Origin of the sequence: Edaphobacter sp. HDX4 (assembly GCF_036877565.1) — a bacterium.
Taxonomy (GTDB): Bacteria; Acidobacteriota; Terriglobia; order Terriglobales; family Acidobacteriaceae; genus Edaphobacter.
In genome coordinates, this window is sequence record NZ_JAEDXW010000003.1 from 194,886 (window position 1) to 211,639 (window position 16,754).

The window sequence follows — 16,754 nt, forward strand, 5'->3', positions numbered from 1 at the left end:
TTTAAGGTTAGCATCCGCTCTAAGCCATTCTTCCTGCTCAGAAAGCCAAACCACTCCGGAGAAGCCCTCCGGCGTACACTAACCCACGAGGTTTTTTCATGCGCAGACAGCCTGGCAGAATTGTTCTCTCCGCCGCTCTTGTCCTCTTACTCCCGCCTTCAGCCTTCGCAAAGAGACACAATGGCAACGATCGAGCCAGCTTCGGTTCTGACATCACCGTTGCCGAGGGACAGACGGTCGGCGATGTAGCCTGCGCCTTCTGCTCTGTTCACCTTCATGGCGACGCAACAGGGGATGTCGCTGTCGCCTTCGGTTCGGTCACGGTCGATCCAGGTCATACCATCTCCGGCGATACGGCCGTTCTGCTCGGCAATGTCAATCTCGGAGAGGGCTCCGCCGTCCACGGCGACCTTGCCATTCTTGGAGGAGACGCCCACCTGGCTGACGGAGCTGCCATTCACGGCTCTCAATCTGTCATCCCGCAGCCTATCGGAACCCTCATCCTTCTGGCACCCCTGCTTATCCTCGTCGGGATCATCTGGCTGATCGTTCACCTCGTGCGCCGCAGTCGCTATCAATTCCCGGTCTACCCCCAGGGACGAGGCATTCAGCCTCCGCCCCCACCTCCTCGCTAGCTATCGAAATCTCGCAGAATAGAGACGATGCACAAAAGAAAACCCCGGGACTCTTTTCCCGGGGCTTTCTTTCGAAGGTGCTTTTTCTTAGAAGGGGTTGATCTTCTTCAGGCCCTTCTTCTTTTTATGGGTGCTCGACGACTCGTCGTCATCATTGAATGCTGGTTTGGGAGCCTTCTTGCCATTGGCCGGCTGCACTGCCTGGCCCTTCGGCTGAGCATTCGGGTCGACATCGTTCATCGCGTCCGGTGCCGTCTCTGGCTTCTCAATGGGTGGTGGAGTTGCGGTGTTCGTTGGTCCCACAGGTTTCAAGCCGCCATTCGGCTGATTGTTCTGTGCCGGTGCAGCCTGCCCATTCGCTCCCGGGGTCAGCACTTCAACTCCCATGGAGTTCGCACCGCCGGTCGGGGCTGCGGTTGCGGGCTGCGCTTCGTTCGCCGGAACATTGGTCATGGTGGCTCCCGAGGCTCCTTCGCCCGAGGCCGGAATGTCCTGAAGCTGCAACGGAGCCGCAGGCTGTGCCGGCCCACCGGGGGCTGGAGCTGCTGCGGCCGCCGGGGTCTCCGGAGAAGCATCTGCCGGCGGCGTTCCGCCTGTTGGAGCGCCCTCACCCGAAGCCGGGTTCAGAGCCGAAGCATAGTCCTTCTGTATCTCTCGTACGACGCCGGTGCCAGTGTCGCCTTGGGATCGACCAGCGGCGGCTCACCGGAGTGAGCTGCGAGCACTGTATCCGGCCGTCGCAGGATGATCAGCTTGGCACGGTCCTGAATATGGTACTGTCCACGGCTGTTCTCGAGCGCGGCGCTTGCGGCGGCCTGCTCTGGAGTGGGCGTCGGGATAGGAACGTTCATCGCCGCCAGACGGTCTCTTGCGTCCTCGACGTGGGGTGATGCGGAGTGCTCGAGCGCAACCTTTCGGTACGCGGCGATCGCCCGGTCGTCATAGATCTTTACCAGTCGCGCCTTCGCGCCCTCCGGAAGCTGCGGCTGCGAACGCACAATCCTCGCCTCCGACGCATAGGCATCGCCAAGCGCTACCAGGACATCGTCCATGCGGCTGAACTGGGGATAGGTGTCCGCCACCGTCTGGTATCGGGCGATGGTCGCCGGCCAGTTCTCATGGGTGCCATAGAAGGCGGCGATCTCCGCCTCGCGAGTCGCCAGCACCTCCTGCACCTCGCGCAGACGCTGCTTTGCCTCCGGAACAAGCGTCGAATCCGGGAACTGCTGCAGCATCAGGCGGTACTCGTCCTGCGCGTGCAGCGCCTTGGAATAGTCGCGATCCGGCTTATCCATCTGCCGGAAGTAAATATCGCCCACTCGCATCTGGGCCTCGGCGGCCTCCGGCGCGTTGGGGAAGAACGTGATGAAGTCCTTGTACTCCTGCTCCGCCTGGGTCAGCGCCGCCGTTCCGCCCTCGCGATACCAGCTGTCGGCGATCGCCAGTTTTGCCTTCATCTGATACTGGGAATCAGGATAGGTGTTCAGCAGGGTCTGAAGGTCCAGCCGGGCTACGTCGAAGTGGCCCTTCTTGGTGGCGATCAACGCCTTGTCGTAGAGCTGGCGGTCAGGAAGCTTTGCGTCGGCTTCGGCCATCGCATCCGTCTTCTTGGAGTCCTTCATGTGCCGTTTCGTGTCTTTCGACTGAACGACTTTGTCCTCTTTGTTCTTCTTGTCTTTCTTCCCGGAGGCGTCCGGCGAAGCCTGCAGCGTCGCGTCCGTCTGGGCTGGCGCGGCTGTGTCCTGGGCTGGTGCGGTTGTGTCGGGCGTCGTCTGGGCAGCGCCGGTGGATTGCGCGTACGTCAGCGCAGGAGCAGCCATCATGGCGACCGTCGCGCCAGCCAGGACCGCAGCCCGCACGCTGGGAAAGAAAGAGAAACGATGATTCATCAGCCGTAAACCTCACATCCGCCTCGCACCCGGGGTGCTCAGGCTCGGTTCTATTCTAGTCCTTCCCGGTGGCCTTGTCTGGTTCCGCAGCCCGGGCAAGTTTCAATAGTTTCTTCGCGTTCTGCTCGGTCTTCCCCTTGCTGAAGACCGCCGATCCGGCGACCAGCATCTCCGCTCCTGCTTGGACGACTGAGGCCACAGTATCGGGAGCAATCCCTCCATCGACCTCGATACGGAAATTCAGTCCCATCTGCTTCCGCAGCTCAGCCAGGTACGCGATCTTTTCCACAGCAAACGGGAGGAACTTCTGCCCACCGAACCCGGGGTTCACGCTCATCACCAGGACGTAATGCACCATGGGGAGCACTTCGATGAGGGTATCGACCGGAGTTGCCGGGTTGATCACTACTCCCGGAAGCATGCCGTGGTCCGAAATCAGCTGCAGCGTGCGGTGCAGATGGCGGCACACCTCCTGATGAACACTCAGCAGGTCCGCACCTGCCTCGGCGAACGCCGGGATAAAGTGGTCCGGGTTCTCCACCATGAGGTGGCAGTCCAGCGGAAGATTCGTCACGGGGCGTAGCGCCTGAACCATCGGAGGGCCGAAGGTGATGTTTGGAACAAAGTGTCCGTCCATCACGTCCACATGCACGATGCTTCCACCGCCGCGCTCCGCTGCCTTTACTTCCTCGGCGAGATGCGCGAAGTCGGATGCCAGTATCGAAAATGCCAGTTCAATCAAAGGGTGCGCTCCTGCTGTGAGTTTATCAGCGTGGTCCGGCGTGCCCGCCAGACGAAAGATGAAGACTTACTCGCCGGTCTGACTTACTCACCGGCCTTCCGGTCCACGATGGGAACCACGCGTTCCACGTCAGGACGTCCTTTGTGCAGCACGCGCGTCCGCGTCTCCTTTGAAACCTTCTTTGCAGTATCCCGCTGCACATCGGGAATTGGGGTCGGATCTCCCAGAACCTCCCGAGCCGCACCGCGGAAAATCCTGCGGACCGGCCAGCTGCCGTCAGCGTTGGGAAGGAAGACCTCCCCCACGCGCTGCTTCTCCGGACGGTAGTACCAGCGCCGAAGCAGCGACAGATGATCGCTTAGCCGTGCCAGGTCGTTGCTGGAACCGCCACGCTCCTCAAGACGCGCGATCGCGGCGTGCGCGCGCTCCTCCGGAGAGGAGACAGCCTTCGCGGAGGGCTCCGTCGCTTCGCTCTCAATAGGAATCGCGGCCAACATCAACGGCTGCGCGAAGAGCGAACTGCCCACGCTCGTCTGCTCTTTGACCGCTCGTACTCCCAGTGTGGACAGGCGCTCCGGCCCGACGAGACACCCTGAGGAGAGCAGGAAAAGTGCCGCTTCATCCTCCCGTTCCTCCGAAGGCGCTGCTTTCTGGACGATGATCGCGCGAAGCCTGGGGATCGGCCCCACGATCTCCTCTGCCAGTGCGGAGGCCGCCTTTACCTTCTGGTGTTGCTCATGAAGCTGAGCGGCGCGCTCGAACTCCATCTCCTCTGAGGCTCGCTCCCGCTCCAGAGCGATGCTCGCCAGCATGCTCTCGCCACGCGTTTCCAAAAATGCCTTCACGGCCTCGGCCTCGGCTGCGTACTGCTCAGGCGTGCAGGCCTGCTTGCAGGGCTCGGTACACTTCTTCATCTCGCCGTAGACGCATCCGGGATGTTCGGGATAAGGATGCAGATCCTCATGGCAGCGCCGCAGCTTGAAGAGGTCGAGCACGGCATCGCAGTATCGCTCTGCTGCCGCCCGCGATGGAAACGGCCCATACATCTGCGCCACACCCCGCTTTGAGAGCCGATTGGTGACATAGACGCGGGGAAACTCGTTCTCGACAGTGAATCGCAGAAACGCCGGTGTGTGCAGCCGGAGCCGGCGCCGAGCTTCTGCATCGCCGAAGATCGTTGCGGTCGCGTGATAGAGAGTGAGGGTCGACTCGAACTCCGAGCCTGTCACCGTGTACTCGATACGGGCGACTCGGTCACGCAGGTTGAGGCGCTTGGACTGCAGTTCCGGCGGATCAAGCAGGCGTCGCATGCGCCGGCGCAGGTCGGCCGCCCGCGTCAGGTACGGCTGAGCGCCATCCTGCTTCCCGTAGAGTGCGAAGACCCCAGGCAGCGCTGGAACGGAGCGCAGAGTCTCGTCGGCTCTCTCCGGTGAGAAGCCGACGCTCGTTTCGAACTGGAAGGTCGCCGCCACCTCTGAAATTCTATTCTTCAGGCTCCGGCGATCGTCATGCCTTCGATCTGAATTGTTGGCGCCGCCGCCGAGCTGCGGAAGACGAGGTCGTTACCGATGGCGACGATGTTGTGATACATGTCCTTCAGGTTTCCGGCGATGGTGATCTCTTCGACCGGATAGGCCAGCTCGCCGTTCTCGATCCACATTCCGGCTGCGCCCTGCGAGTAGTCGCCGGTGACGAGGTTGACCCCGAAGCCCATCGTCTCGGTGACGTAGAGGCCGTTCTTGATGCCGCCGATGATCTCGTCTGGGCTCTGCGTTCCGGGCTCAAGATAGAAGTTTCCGGAGCCGATGCCGGGATTCCCCGCGAGTCCGCGGGAGGCGTTTCCGGTCGAGCGCATGTTCAGCTTGCGCGCCGTGTAGGTGTTGTTGACGTAGTTTTCAAGCACGCCGTTCTGCACCAGCACCGTTCGCCGCGAGGGCAGGCCTTCTCCGTCGAAGGGAGAGGTTCCGAAGCCGCCCACGCCGTCGAGCATCAAGGTGCCGTCGTCGATGACGGTGATGTTCTCGCCCGCGACCTGCTTGCCGAGCATGTCGGCGAAGAAGGTTGCGTGACGGTAGATGGCGTCGCCGTTCGCGGCGTCGAAGATGTTGCCGATGATGGAGCGCGAGATCTCAGGCGAGAAGACTACCGGGGCCTTCTGGGTTGGGACACGGCGGGCTCCGAGGCGGCGCAGGGTGCGCTCGGCGGCGATGCGGCCGATCTCCTCCGGTGACTCGAGCCGGGAGGCCGTCCTCGAGCTCGAGTACCAGTAGTTGCGCTGCATTCCTCCCTTCTCGTCGATCGCTATGGGCGAGACGGAGAAGCCGCAGTAGCTGCGACGATACTCGCCGGTGAAGCCGCGGGAGTTGGTGAGTATCTTGTGCGAGGTTCCGGTGTCGAAGTCGGCCCCGCCGGAGTTCTGGATGCGAGTATCGAAGGCCATCGCGGCAGCCTCGGCGCGGCGGGCGGTCTCGATGCGATCGGCGGGCGGGATCTGGTTGACGTCGTCGAAGTAGAGCTTCAGGTCACCTTCGAGCTGGCCGAACTCCTCGGCGGCGGGCAAACCGGCAAAGGGGTCTTCACTGGTTACGCTCGCGAGGGCGATCGCGCCGTCGACCAGGTGCCTGACTGCCTCTTCCGAGAAGTCTGAAGACGAGGTGCTGGCTACCTTCTGGCCGAGGAAGACGCGCAGGCCCACGGCTCGCGAGCCGGACTCCTTGAGAGTCTCGACCTGACCGAGTCGCACACGGGCGGAGAACTCGTCGCCTTCATAGACGACCGCCTCGGCATCGGTGGCTCCGGCTTTGAGGGCGCGGTTGAGGACGTCATGGGCAAGCTGGCGGAGATCGGTCTTGGGGCTGGTGGGCGTCTGGATCGACATATTGCTCTAAGGATACCTGTGGTGGGGACTCCCCCGCTTATTTGCGCAAAATCTTCATTCCATTGGACTTGAAGGTGGACCAAAATCGTAAAATATTCCATTTAGGCAACTTACCGGTAAATTCTTCAAAGCACGAGGGTTAGCAGCCACATCTTTCCATTGTGTGTGCTTGCCTGGTCCTGCTGATCTCCTAACTCAATGATACGCACGTAGATGCAACTCATCGGCAGCACGTAAATGGCTTGTTTCCAGCAGTTTGAACCGTTTGGGAACTTGACAGGCCGGGAGTGCCCCGATAGCGTGGGGCGGCACGTTATTTCAGAAGGAGGTGCTGGTATGGATGGCGCAGGCAGCAAGGAAGTGATCGCGCGCTTTGTGGAAGAGGCGATCAATCAAGGAAGCTTCGGGGTGATGGACGAGATTGTCGCGGAGGATTTTGTGGAGCTTGATCCTCTTCCAGGGCAGAGGCAAGGGCGCGAGGGACTGAAGGAGGTCATCGGGGTGTTTCGGGCGGCGTTTCCGGATATTCGCTGGACGATTGAAGAGCACATCTGCGAAGGCGAAAAGGTCGCAAGCCGATTTACCTGGACGGGAACCCACAAAGGGGAGTTTATGGGGATTCCGGCTACGGGCAAGCGTGTGAGTGTGAAGGGTACGGTGTTCGACAGGGTTGTGAATGGACAGATGAAGGACAGCCGCATCCTGATGGATACGATGGGAATGATGCAGCAGCTTGGAGTGATCCCGCCGGGTTAGCGCCGTACACGCTCGGATGCGATTGCGGTTTTCGACGGACTTGAGACCTGCGGAGTAACCGCAGATCCTTCGACTACGCCGCTCGCGATGAACTGCGAGAGGCTGCGCTCAGGATGACACGTTCTAATTGAGGTCCAATCGTTCGTGTTTCAGGGACTGTTGTGAAGAAGGCCGGTCGATGCCGGAGCAGAACGACTCGTCATTTACTGCTGGAGAGCTGGGCGGCTCGCTCGGCTCCGTGCACTGCGCCGTAGCGGTTGGGGGAGTTGGCGAGGGCGATCTGAAATTCCTTGAGCGCCATGGCGGGCTGGTTCTGCTCGAGGAGCAGGGAACCGAGCTGCTCCCGGGCGGGGAGGATGGGGCCGGGGGTTACGGGAAGTTTTTCGATGGCATCTTCATCGTCGGCACAGGAGCGCATCAGGGCTATTGCTGCCTCGGGTTGATGGCTGGCCTCGGCTGACCAGGCGGCGATCTCGCGCCTGAGGATATTGACCTGTGCCGCCCAGTAGTCATCGCCCGAGGTGAGGAGTTGCTGTTCGAGCTGCTGCAATCGCAGGATCTCCTCGGCGGCCTGCGATGGGCTGCCGGAGCGGGCGAGGCCGAGGCCACGAGCCCAGACCGCCATGGCGACGACGTGCGGCGGGGCAGAGGTTGGGGGAACGATGGCCGCAGCTTCGGACCATCGATTCCGCTCCACGATGACGCGAATCGGCATGACGGTAGAGGCGTAGCCGATTTTGAAGTCGGCGGTTTTAAGGCTGGATAGTGTTTTTACCTGTTCGATGATCTTGGCCGCCTGGCTGTCCCGGCCGGTCTGCAGATAGGCGTAGACGAGGTAATCCATGGCGTGCAGCTCTTCGCCGAGATCACCCTGCTGGTGTGCCGCTTGCTTTGAGGCCAGGTTGGAGGTGATGGAGTCGTCCCACAGGCCGAGCCGCGTGAAGATGTGCGAGGGCATATGGAGGGCGTGCGGTGCGGAGGGAGCGATTTGCGCGTAGGCCTTTGCTGCCGGAAGACCGCGTGGTGCGAGTTCTGCATTGTCGTAGGCGTGGACGAGGTAATGCGGGATGCCGGGGTGATGGGGGTAGGCGCGGGCGATGGGTTCCAGCAACGCCGCGGCTTCTTTCTGGTTGGCATGAGTTTTGTCGCGGGGAGAGGCTGAGGCAAGGAGCGCAAGGGCGTAGAAGACCTGAGCCTCGACGTCGGCGGGGTTACTGGAGGCGACCTGGCTCATCGCGTGCTGGTAGTTGAGCGCTCGTGTCCGATAAGGGATCTGCGCGGCGGGCTGATACACCAGGGCGAGGGCAGCGATGAAGCCTTGCTCGCGCATAGAGGCTGGTTTGTGCTGTTGGGCCTCTTGAATCTCTTTTTGCGCTGAGGCGAGAGTTGCGGGTGGGATGGCCGGCTCCCACAGCTGATGAAAGTAGGTTGCGGCGATTCCCCAGTGAGCCATGGCGCAGGAGGGATCGCGCACTGCCACGTCCTGAAATGCGGCCTGGGCTTCAGCGTAGGCGAAGGAGTGAAGCAGAGCGACGGCGCGGTTGAACTGCGGCTGAACGACGGGTTTGCAGGAGACGGGAAACGAGACGTCTCCGAGCTTTTCCGGGGCGGGGTGGTTGTGTGCTTCCTGGGCGGCGTAACAGGGCGTGAGAAGCAGGAGTGCCAGCGGTATTTGCCGCAGATAGGACATCTATCGCCTCGATGCGATGCCGGGTTCCGGTGGCAGGAAGATTTTACATGGCGGTACTGTGTGGCGAGGCAGATGGCTGGCGGGTGGCGGGACGGAAGGTGGATTCGCGGTTAGTCAGGAGGAAGTAGAGCGAGATGGCGGATAGCGCCAGCCCGGCTCCCGAGAGCGCTTTTGTGACTCCGTACATGGGGATCAGCTTGCCGAGCACGAGAGCACCGAGGGGAATTCCGCTGCGAAAGGCGAGGTTGTAGACGCTCATGACGCGTCCGCGCATGGCGTCGGTGGTGAGGAGCTGGGCGAGCGAGACCATGAACGAGGCGGACGCCATGATGGCGGTTCCAGCCAGGAACATGAGGACGCAGGAGAGAGGCAGCCAGCGCGACATGGCAAAGCCCGCGATGATGATGCCCAGAAGGACGAGGATAAGAAGAGTAAGCCGGCCTTGCCCCTTCATGCGCTCGACGGCGGCTACGGAGAGCGCGCCAGCGATCGATCCGGCGCCGGAGCAGACGAGCAGGATGGTGTAGGTCTCTGGACCCTTGTGGAAGACGGTGCGAACGAAGACGGGAAGGAAGCTGTTGAGAGAGAAGCCGAAGAGTGTGGTGCAGAAGGCAAGGATGACGAGGGCACTCATGCCGTCACGACATCGTATAAAGCGAATGCCTTCCTTCATGCTGCTTAGTACGGAGACGGTCGACTTTGCCGGGACAAACTTCACCTGGATCATGAAGAGCGAGATGATGACGGCGACGTACGAGATGCCGTTGAGGGTGAAGCACCAGGTTGCGCCGAGCGTGGTGTAAGCGATTCCGCCGATGGTGGGGCCGACGATGCGCGCCAGGTTGAACTGGATGGAGTTCATCGCGATGGCGTTGGAGAGGTCTTCAGGATCTACGAGCGATGGCAGGAGCGCGGAGTAGGCGGGGCCGCCGAAGGACTGGCCGAGGCCGACAAAGAAGGACAGCGCGAGGATGTGCCACACCTGGATGACATGCGTGGCAAACAAAGCCGCGAGAAGGAAGGCGCAGACCATCTGGATGTACTGGGAGGCAAGCAGCATCTTGCGCCGATCCATGCGGTCGGCGAAGACGCCTCCGAAGAGGGAGAACATCATGATGGGGAGCTGACCGAGAAAGAGGTCGAGGCCGAGATAGAAGGCATCTTTCGTCAGGTCATAGACGAGCCAGCTCTGGGCGAACTGCTGGACGAAGGTGCCGATCGTCGAGACGCAGGCCCCGATCCACATCATGCGAAAGTCCCGATAGTGGAAGGCTCGGAAGGTGCGAGCGAAAAAGTTTGGGCTGCGAGACATTCGTGCTTACAGTTCTTCCGGGAGCGGCAGGTTAGGAGCTATAGATAATTCATCGTACAGGGATGGGATGGCGGCACGATGACGAAGTCGCATTTGTTCCCCTGGCTACGGGGTAATTTGTGACCGAAGGAATCTTCGGACCGGGTCGCTGCGTGTTTTTTTTGAGTTCCTGGCGGCATTGAAATCTTTTCACTGACATTTGAAGAGCAAGTGTACGCCGCCTAAGAGCTGCGCCTGTGGCGAAGAGGGTTCGCGCGTTGCGCGAATGTCTCACCTTAGCAACGATGAGGCTGTCGCGAAGATAGGGCACCCGCTGTGATTTGGTCTTCTACGGATGCGAGAGGCGTTCCGAGGTTCGGCGCAGCAGAGGGACGCCCCATGTACCGATTGCCAGGAGCGCACCGAACAGGATGATGGCGTCGATACTCTCTCGTCCCTGGCTGGACCAGTAGGCTGCAGGGTCGAGGTTGAGCCAGAGTGCGAACTCATCGAGGGTAAGAGCTGCGCCGGATCCGTAGGCGATGGAGAGCAGGCGACTGAAGAAGATCGATTGCGGCGTATCTCCGGTTCCGGCTTCGGCGAGCGTTCCGTAACCGCTCAGCAGAAGGAGGAGAATCCCCCAGACCAGGTGGTGGATATGTCTTCCGCCAACGACGACGTAGCCGAATGGCCCGATGTGATGGGTGATCGAGGCTACCAGCAGCCGAGCCGCAAGGAAGGTGATGAAGAAGGAGATCGAGGCGAGGAGGAGGCGGCGGTGAGGGCGGTCGGGGATTCTCTGGTGGAGGATGACGCCGACCTTTGTGAGATGCAGCAGCAGGAGTGCTGTCGCCGCCATCAGGAGGATAAAGCCGAGCAAGATCCACGAGCCTGCGATGTGCATTCACCAGCATTATCACGAGTGAAAGGGCAGATTTTGGACCGGGAACAAGGCACGCCAACCTCATTGTCATTCCGGAAGCAGCCACGGGGATATATCCTTGGGTGGATTTTTCAGGAGGATTATGAAGCAACTGTTGCGATCCCCATTCTTCCGCAAGGGAGAGATGGTTCGATCGGTCCCCGCCGCCGTCCTTGCACTGTGCTGCTGCCTTTCGGCATCGGCACAGAGTGGAAACACGTTGTCTACGATGGAGCTCAAGGAGCAGACCCTCCCCAGCCCTCCACGGAAACAGAGCATCGAGAATGGGGTGCAGATCCAGAAGCCGCAGCTTGAGGACTACGTTGCGATGCTGGACAATCTGCCGTCGAAGGCCTATGCAAAGCCGAAGAAGCCTCGCAAGGTGCTGGTGCTGGCGCATGCGGCAGGGTTCGTTCACTCGTCCATTCCGCTGGCCGCGGAGACGGTGAAGGCGATGGGGGAGAAGACAGGCGCATGGTCCACCACCATCACCTATGACCCGGCACAGATCACGGCAGAGAATCTTGCCGGATACGATGCGATCTTCCTGGACAGCACGACGCTGGGCTTTCTGGATGATCCGAAGGATCCGGCTGCGACCGAGGCACGGAAGAAGGCGCTGCTGGATTTTGTGCGTGGAGGCAAGGGGCTGGCAGGTATTCATGCTGCGGGCGACAGCTACCATACGCAGGGACCATCTCCGACGGGAACCTGGCCGGACTTCGACGTGATGATCGGCGGCTACTTCAAATTTCACTGGCTCTTTCCGCAGCAGATCACGGTGAAGATCGATGATCCGAAGAGTCCGCTGACGCAGATGTTCCATGGCGAGTTCACCATCCATGACGAGATCTACACGTTTGCGCAGGACTCGTTCTCGCGCAAGCGGGTGCACGTCCTTACCAGTCTTGACTATGCCAAGATGAGCGATGCAGACAAGGCGAAGGAACCGGCGGCGACGAAGCGCACGGACGGCGACTATGGCCTCAGCTGGATTCGCCATGAGGGCAAGGGCCGTGTCTTTTATGAGGCGCTTGGCCACAGCGAGCACATCTACGCGATGACTCCCATCATGGAGCACGTGCTGGCTGGGATTCAGTATGCGTTGGGAGATCTGCCCGCGAACGACAGCCCGAGCGAGAAGTAGCGCGTCTTGCTGGGTTGACCTGCACCGAGAGTACGGGGAGCACCGGGACCACGTTATCGTGGATACGGTGCTTCCCGGTTCATCGGCGCTGCATCTCTCTTCGGGTGGTGTGGGAGAGTGCGAAGATCAGGCATCTCGTCCTGAAGTCATCTAAGTGATGAACACATACAGATACGACGAAGAGAAGACGTAGTGTAGAAGTTCGCCAACGCCAGACCAATCGATAGACAGAGGAAAACGAGATGAAACAGATAGTGATCGCGGGGCTATTTCTGGCTCTGGCGACAACAGGGGCGGAGGCGCAGATCAATGCAGGCGACCAGAAGCCTGAGGCCAGCGTGCCCTTCAACATGGTCCAGGTAACGACTCTTCGTCTGCCGTGGCGGATCGCCTTTCTGCCGGACGGGCGGATGCTGATTACCGAGAAGGTCGGGGGAATGGTTCTGGTCACGCAGCAGGGGGCGCAGACTCCCGTCGCGAACGTTCCGGCCGTGTTGTATCGGGGACAGGGCGGCATGCTGGGGGTGTTTCTCTCGCCGCACTATGCGAAGGATCACAGCGTCTACCTGACCTATTCAGAGCCGGGGGAAGGCGGCTCGAGCCTGGCGCTTGCAAAGGCGAAGCTGGCACTCGGCCAGAGTTCGGCGAGCCTTGAGGATCTGAAGGTGATCTGGCGCGATGGCGAGAGGGGTGATGGGGGACAGTTCGGTGCGCAGGTGGCCTTTGCCCCGGATGGTCGCTCGCTGTTTCTTTCGGTTGGCGATCGACAGCGCATGACGCCTGCGCAGGATCCGAACCAGCCGCTGGGCAAGATCCTGCACCTGACGCTGGACGGCAAGCCTGCAAAGGGTAATCCGATGGCGGGAAAGACCGGGGCGGCGAGCGTTCCGGTGATCGATCCTCCGGCGAATACCGAAGCGGCGAAGACGGCTCCTGTGCTGAGGACGTATACCTTCCCGGGGCCGAACCTGACTCCGGCGGAGACATGGAGCACCGGGCACCGCACGCCCTATGGGCTGGCCTTTGCGCCGGACGGCCGGTTGTGGGAGGTGGAGCATGGTCCGCGCGGCGGCGATGAGCTGAACCTGATTGAGCCGGGCAAAAACTACGGCTGGCCGCTGGTCTCCTATGCGACCAACTACGATGGCGTGCCGATCCCGAGTCCGGATACGCGGCCTGACCTGACCAAGCCGGTGATCTACTGGACGCCGATCGTCGCGCCGGGCAACCTGATCTTCTACAACGGTGCGATGTTCCCGCAATGGAAGGGCTCGGCCCTGATGGGAGGTCTGGCGACGCGGACCCTGGACCGTATTACCTTCGACGGCACGGGCGGCGCCAAACCCGCCGAGCGGTGGGACGTGGGTCACCGAATCCGCGACGTCGAGGTTGCTCCCGATGGTGCACTGTGGCTGCTTGAGGATTCCCGGACGGGCGGGGTCTTTCGTGTGACGCCGAAGTAATGCTAAGTCTGTCCTGATTGTTTCAGGCGCAGGATGATCGACGGCTTAGGTTCACCATCCAGGGATGGTGGCCTGAGCCATTTTTTCCCTTGTCGCGTAAATGCGCGGCAGTGGATTTTTGCGCGTATTGAGGGTGCGTTAGCAGTGAAGGAGATCGGGTCGCGACGTCCTTGGGACTCTGCTCCGGCCTTCGGCAGAGCGGTAGCCGCTTCGCGGCGAGCTTTTCGGCACAGCTGAAGCTGTGCCCTAAACGAGGCGGATCGCACTTTCGTGCGCGATTGTTCCCACTCATGCGATTAAGCTTGCATGAATGGGCACCCCGGCGGGCCTGCGTCCTCATACAAGGCAGATCGCTTCATACAAGTTATGATCGCCTCCTACAAGTTAGATGGCTTCATACAAGTTAGGTCGCCTCATACAAGTTAGGTCCCTCCTGCAAGTCAGATCGACGCGCAGAGCTCTCGGCGGCGGTTGTTCACTCGCACGGATGCGCTCTTGAGCAATTAATCTCACTGACGCCCTGGTGCGAATGGGCCACCCGGCACCCGGCCAAGGCTGCGGATAGCGGTTCACTACACCTGGCATAGAAGGCTCTGCCGAAACGTAGACAGGAATCAGCAATGGGCTGAACATCACTACGAGGATCGCACCAAATGGCTGACCGTCTGATTCGCCGCTTCACCTTGATCACTGGAGTGCTGGGTTTCACCTTGGCGCTGGGCACGGCCGGCTTTCGACTGATCGAAGGATTTTCTTGGTTCGATGCCTTCTACATGACGCTCACGACGATCACAACCGTCGGCTACCAGGAGATCCGTGCCCTCAGCCATGCCGGCCGGGTCTTCAATTCCTTCCTGATTTTGTTCGGTGTGACCGCCATGTTTCTGGCAGTCGGCGCGATGACCCAAACTATTATTGAACTCGAGTTGCAGGATAGCTATGGCAAGCGCAGGAAAAGACGCATGATCGAGAATCTGCACGACCACTTCATCGTCTGCGGTTTTGGCCGCGTAGGCCGAAATGCCTGTGCTGAATTCGAACGGACAAAAGCTCCTTTTCTGGTGATCGATCGCGATGAGCAACGTGCTGCGAGGGCAACGAATGCGGGAATGCTTGCGATCATTGCGGATGCTACGCAGGACGACAGCCTTCGCCGGGCGGGTGTGTTGAGAGCGAAGGGGTTGATCGCTGCTTTGGCTTCCGATGCGGAGAATCTCTTCATTATTCTTTCGGCCAAGGCTCTTAATCCCAAGTTGACGGTGGTTACGCGGGTGACGGAGGAAGAGGCCGGAGAGAAGTTGCGTCGCGCCGGAGCAGACACGGTTCTCACTCCTTACACGATGGCAGGACGTCAGCTCGCCGACACTTTGCTGCGGCCTCACGTAGTGGAGTTTTTGGATTTTGCCAGAAGCAACCTGGGACAGGAGATAACGATGGAGGAGGTCTGTGTCTCCTCGAAGGGGGAGCTGCGAAGACGGACACTGGGAGAGCTGTTGAGGTTGCAGCGGTCCGGGGCTATCGTGCTGGCCATTCGTCAGCAACGCGGAGAGACGATCTTCAATCCATCACCTGACGTTGAGATCTCCGCCGGAGATTTCCTCATCGTGATGGGGAAGCGGTCGAGCCTCAAAGAGCTGGAACAGATCCTGACCAATCAATAACGCTGCAAGGCCTTTCCGGGCTAAGACGTTCCGCCGACGGTCATCTTGTCGAGCTTGATGGTGGGCATGCCTACGCCGACGGGGACGGACTGGCCGGATTTGCCGCAGGTTCCGATGCCTTCGTCGAGAGCGAGGTCGTTGCCGACCATCGAGACGTACTTCAGGGCCTCGGGGCCGTTGCCGATCAGGGTAGCGCCTTTGACCGGGCGGGTGACCTTGCCGTCTTCGATCAGGTAGGCCTCGGAGGCTGAGAAGACGAACTTGCCGTTGGTGATGTCGACCTGGCCTCCGCCGAAGTTGACGGCGTAGAGACCGCGCTTGACCGACTTGATGATGTCCTCAGGCATGTCGTCGCCGTTGAGCATGTAGGTGTTGGTCATGCGCGGCATGGGGATGTGGTGGTAGCTCTCGCGGCGGCCGGAGCCGGTGTTGGGGGTTCCCATCAGGCGCGAGGAGAGCTTGTCGGAGAGATAGCCCTTGAGGATTCCGTTCTCGATAAGAACGTTCTCCTGGGTCGGGTTGCCCTCGTCGTCTACGTTGATGGAGCCGCGCCGGTTGGGCATGCGGCCGTTGTCGACGACCGTGACCTTGCTGGATGCTACCTGCTGGCCGATCAGACCGGCGAAGGCGGAGGTCTTCTTGCGGTTGAAGTCGGCCTCGAGGCCGTGGCCTACGGCTTCATGGAGCAGGACGCCGGGCCAGCCGGGGCCGAGAACGACCTCCATCTCGCCTGCGGGAGCATCGACGGCTCCGAGCTGCAGAATGGCAGTACGGGCGGCCTCGCGAGCGAAGTGCTCGGGGGACTTGTCGCCTTCGAAGAAGTCCATGGTGATGCGGCCGCCGCCTCCGGAAGAGCCGCGGGCGGTCGAGCCGGCCCCGTCGTTTCCTGCGGCGTCCTTGGCGATGACGAAGACGTTGAGGCGCGACAGCGGCTGGGTATCGGAGGCGTAGGTGCCGTCGGAGGCGGCGACGAGGATGCGGCGGAGCTCGTCGGAGAAGCTGGCGCGGACCTGGGTGATACGTGGATCGTAGGCGCGTGCGGCGGCATCGGCACGCTGGATAAGAGAGAGCTTTTGAGCGATCTCGGCATCGGCGGTAGCGCCGGTAATTGGATAGAGGGAGTCGCCGGAGGTGTGGCGGAAGCCCTGCATGAGCTCCTTGGCCGGGCCGGAGGCGATGAGGGCCGCGGTGCGGGCTGCCTTGAGAAGCGCCTCGGAGGAGAGGTCGTCGGTGTAGGCGTAGCCGGTGCGCTCGCCGGAGAGGACGCGGACGCCGCAGCCGAGGGAGACTCCCTGCGAGGCGGACTTGACCAGGGATTCGTCGATGCCGAGGGAGGTCGAGGTTACGGACTCAAAGTAGAGGTCGGCGTACTCGCCCCCGGCGGAAAGAGCCTCGGCGAGGCAGCGTTCCATAAGCCGCTCGGAGAGGCCGAGCTTATCGGTAAAGTAGCGCTTGTGATCGGGGGTCGGAGTCGTCATGTATCGACCTATGATAGGCTTCCGAGAGCAGCGCCGCAATCGCGGTGGATGGGCGCCTGAAATCAAAGGCGTTCTGGGCAGGCCTTCTGGTCACCCGATGGTGGCTCCAAAGCCAGTTGCAGTTGAATTTCTCCCACGCTGAACAGTGCCGTATCCGGGTTACACGGGCTATGACTCCGGCGATATCTTCTACTTCTCCGAA

General features: G+C 61.0%; 14 protein-coding genes. 5 read left to right on the forward strand and 9 right to left on the reverse strand.

Annotated elements, in window-relative coordinates; translation table 11 throughout:
• Window positions 1–98 precede the first annotated feature (98 nt).
• The gene (locus JAO29_RS05005; RefSeq protein WP_334267086.1) at window positions 99–635 is read left to right on the forward strand and encodes a hypothetical protein; all 537 of its coding nucleotides are present in this window, start codon (window positions 99–101) and stop codon (window positions 633–635) included.
• A gap of 87 nt (window positions 636–722) precedes the next feature.
• Here JAO29_RS05005 and JAO29_RS05010 read toward each other — a convergent pair whose 3' ends face one another.
• The 5 genes from JAO29_RS05010 to JAO29_RS05030 all read right to left on the reverse strand — a co-directional run bounded on the left by JAO29_RS05010 (window position 723) and on the right by JAO29_RS05030 (window position 6,144).
• Window positions 723–1,088: a hypothetical protein gene (locus JAO29_RS05010; RefSeq protein ID WP_334267087.1), complete on the reverse strand. Its 366-nt coding sequence runs from the start codon at window positions 1,086–1,088 to the stop codon at window positions 723–725.
• Between the two features lie 170 nt (window positions 1,089–1,258).
• Window positions 1,259–2,524 carry an outer membrane protein assembly factor BamD gene (locus JAO29_RS05015; protein ID WP_334267088.1) on the reverse strand — a complete coding sequence of 422 codons (1,266 nt, stop codon included), beginning with the start codon at window positions 2,522–2,524 and terminating at the stop codon, window positions 1,259–1,261.
• A 55-nt stretch (window positions 2,525–2,579) separates the two neighbouring features.
• Complete coding sequence (rpe, locus tag JAO29_RS05020) at window positions 2,580–3,266, reverse strand: ribulose-phosphate 3-epimerase (protein WP_334267089.1); 687 nt, start codon at window positions 3,264–3,266, stop codon at window positions 2,580–2,582.
• A gap of 83 nt (window positions 3,267–3,349) precedes the next feature.
• The gene (locus JAO29_RS05025; RefSeq protein ID WP_334267090.1) at window positions 3,350–4,738 is read right to left on the reverse strand and encodes an excinuclease ABC subunit C; all 1,389 of its coding nucleotides are present in this window, start codon (window positions 4,736–4,738) and stop codon (window positions 3,350–3,352) included.
• Between the two features lie 17 nt (window positions 4,739–4,755).
• Complete coding sequence (locus JAO29_RS05030) at window positions 4,756–6,144, reverse strand: TldD/PmbA family protein (protein ID WP_334267091.1); 1,389 nt, start codon at window positions 6,142–6,144, stop codon at window positions 4,756–4,758.
• Between the two features lie 336 nt (window positions 6,145–6,480).
• On the opposite strand from JAO29_RS05030, the gene JAO29_RS05035 reads away from it, so the two are divergent.
• A complete protein-coding gene (locus JAO29_RS05035; RefSeq protein ID WP_334267092.1) occupies window positions 6,481–6,900 on the forward strand; it encodes an ester cyclase in 420 nt (139 codons plus the stop codon).
• A gap of 199 nt (window positions 6,901–7,099) precedes the next feature.
• Here the strand turns inward: JAO29_RS05035 and JAO29_RS05040 are convergent, their stop codons facing one another.
• From JAO29_RS05040 to JAO29_RS05050, 3 genes are all read right to left on the reverse strand, one after another.
• The gene (locus JAO29_RS05040) at window positions 7,100–8,590 is read right to left on the reverse strand and encodes a hypothetical protein (RefSeq protein ID WP_334267093.1); all 1,491 of its coding nucleotides are present in this window, start codon (window positions 8,588–8,590) and stop codon (window positions 7,100–7,102) included.
• 43 nt (window positions 8,591–8,633) lie between these two features.
• Window positions 8,634–9,902 (reverse strand): MFS transporter, encoded by a 1,269-nt coding sequence (locus tag JAO29_RS05045; RefSeq protein WP_334267094.1) that lies wholly within the window; start codon window positions 9,900–9,902, stop codon window positions 8,634–8,636.
• A 328-nt stretch (window positions 9,903–10,230) separates the two neighbouring features.
• The gene (locus JAO29_RS05050) at window positions 10,231–10,785 is read right to left on the reverse strand and encodes a hypothetical protein (RefSeq protein ID WP_334267095.1); all 555 of its coding nucleotides are present in this window, start codon (window positions 10,783–10,785) and stop codon (window positions 10,231–10,233) included.
• A gap of 121 nt (window positions 10,786–10,906) precedes the next feature.
• Here JAO29_RS05050 and JAO29_RS05055 point away from each other — a divergent pair, with 121 nt between their 5' ends.
• The 3 genes from JAO29_RS05055 (at window position 10,907) to JAO29_RS05065 (ending at window position 15,074) form a co-directional block, all read left to right on the forward strand.
• Window positions 10,907–11,950, forward strand: coding sequence for a ThuA domain-containing protein (locus tag JAO29_RS05055; protein ID WP_334267096.1), 1,044 nt, complete (start codon window positions 10,907–10,909; stop codon window positions 11,948–11,950).
• A gap of 242 nt (window positions 11,951–12,192) precedes the next feature.
• A complete protein-coding gene (locus JAO29_RS05060) occupies window positions 12,193–13,413 on the forward strand; it encodes a PQQ-dependent sugar dehydrogenase (protein ID WP_334267097.1) in 1,221 nt (406 codons plus the stop codon).
• Window positions 13,414–14,066: 653 nt separating this feature from the next.
• Window positions 14,067–15,074, forward strand: coding sequence for a potassium channel family protein (locus JAO29_RS05065; RefSeq protein ID WP_334267098.1), 1,008 nt, complete (start codon window positions 14,067–14,069; stop codon window positions 15,072–15,074).
• A gap of 20 nt (window positions 15,075–15,094) precedes the next feature.
• Here the strand turns inward: JAO29_RS05065 and tldD are convergent, their stop codons facing one another.
• Entirely contained in the window at window positions 15,095–16,552 is a 1,458-nt protein-coding gene (tldD, locus tag JAO29_RS05070; protein WP_334267099.1) for a metalloprotease TldD, read from the reverse strand.
• Window positions 16,553–16,754 lie beyond the last annotated feature (202 nt).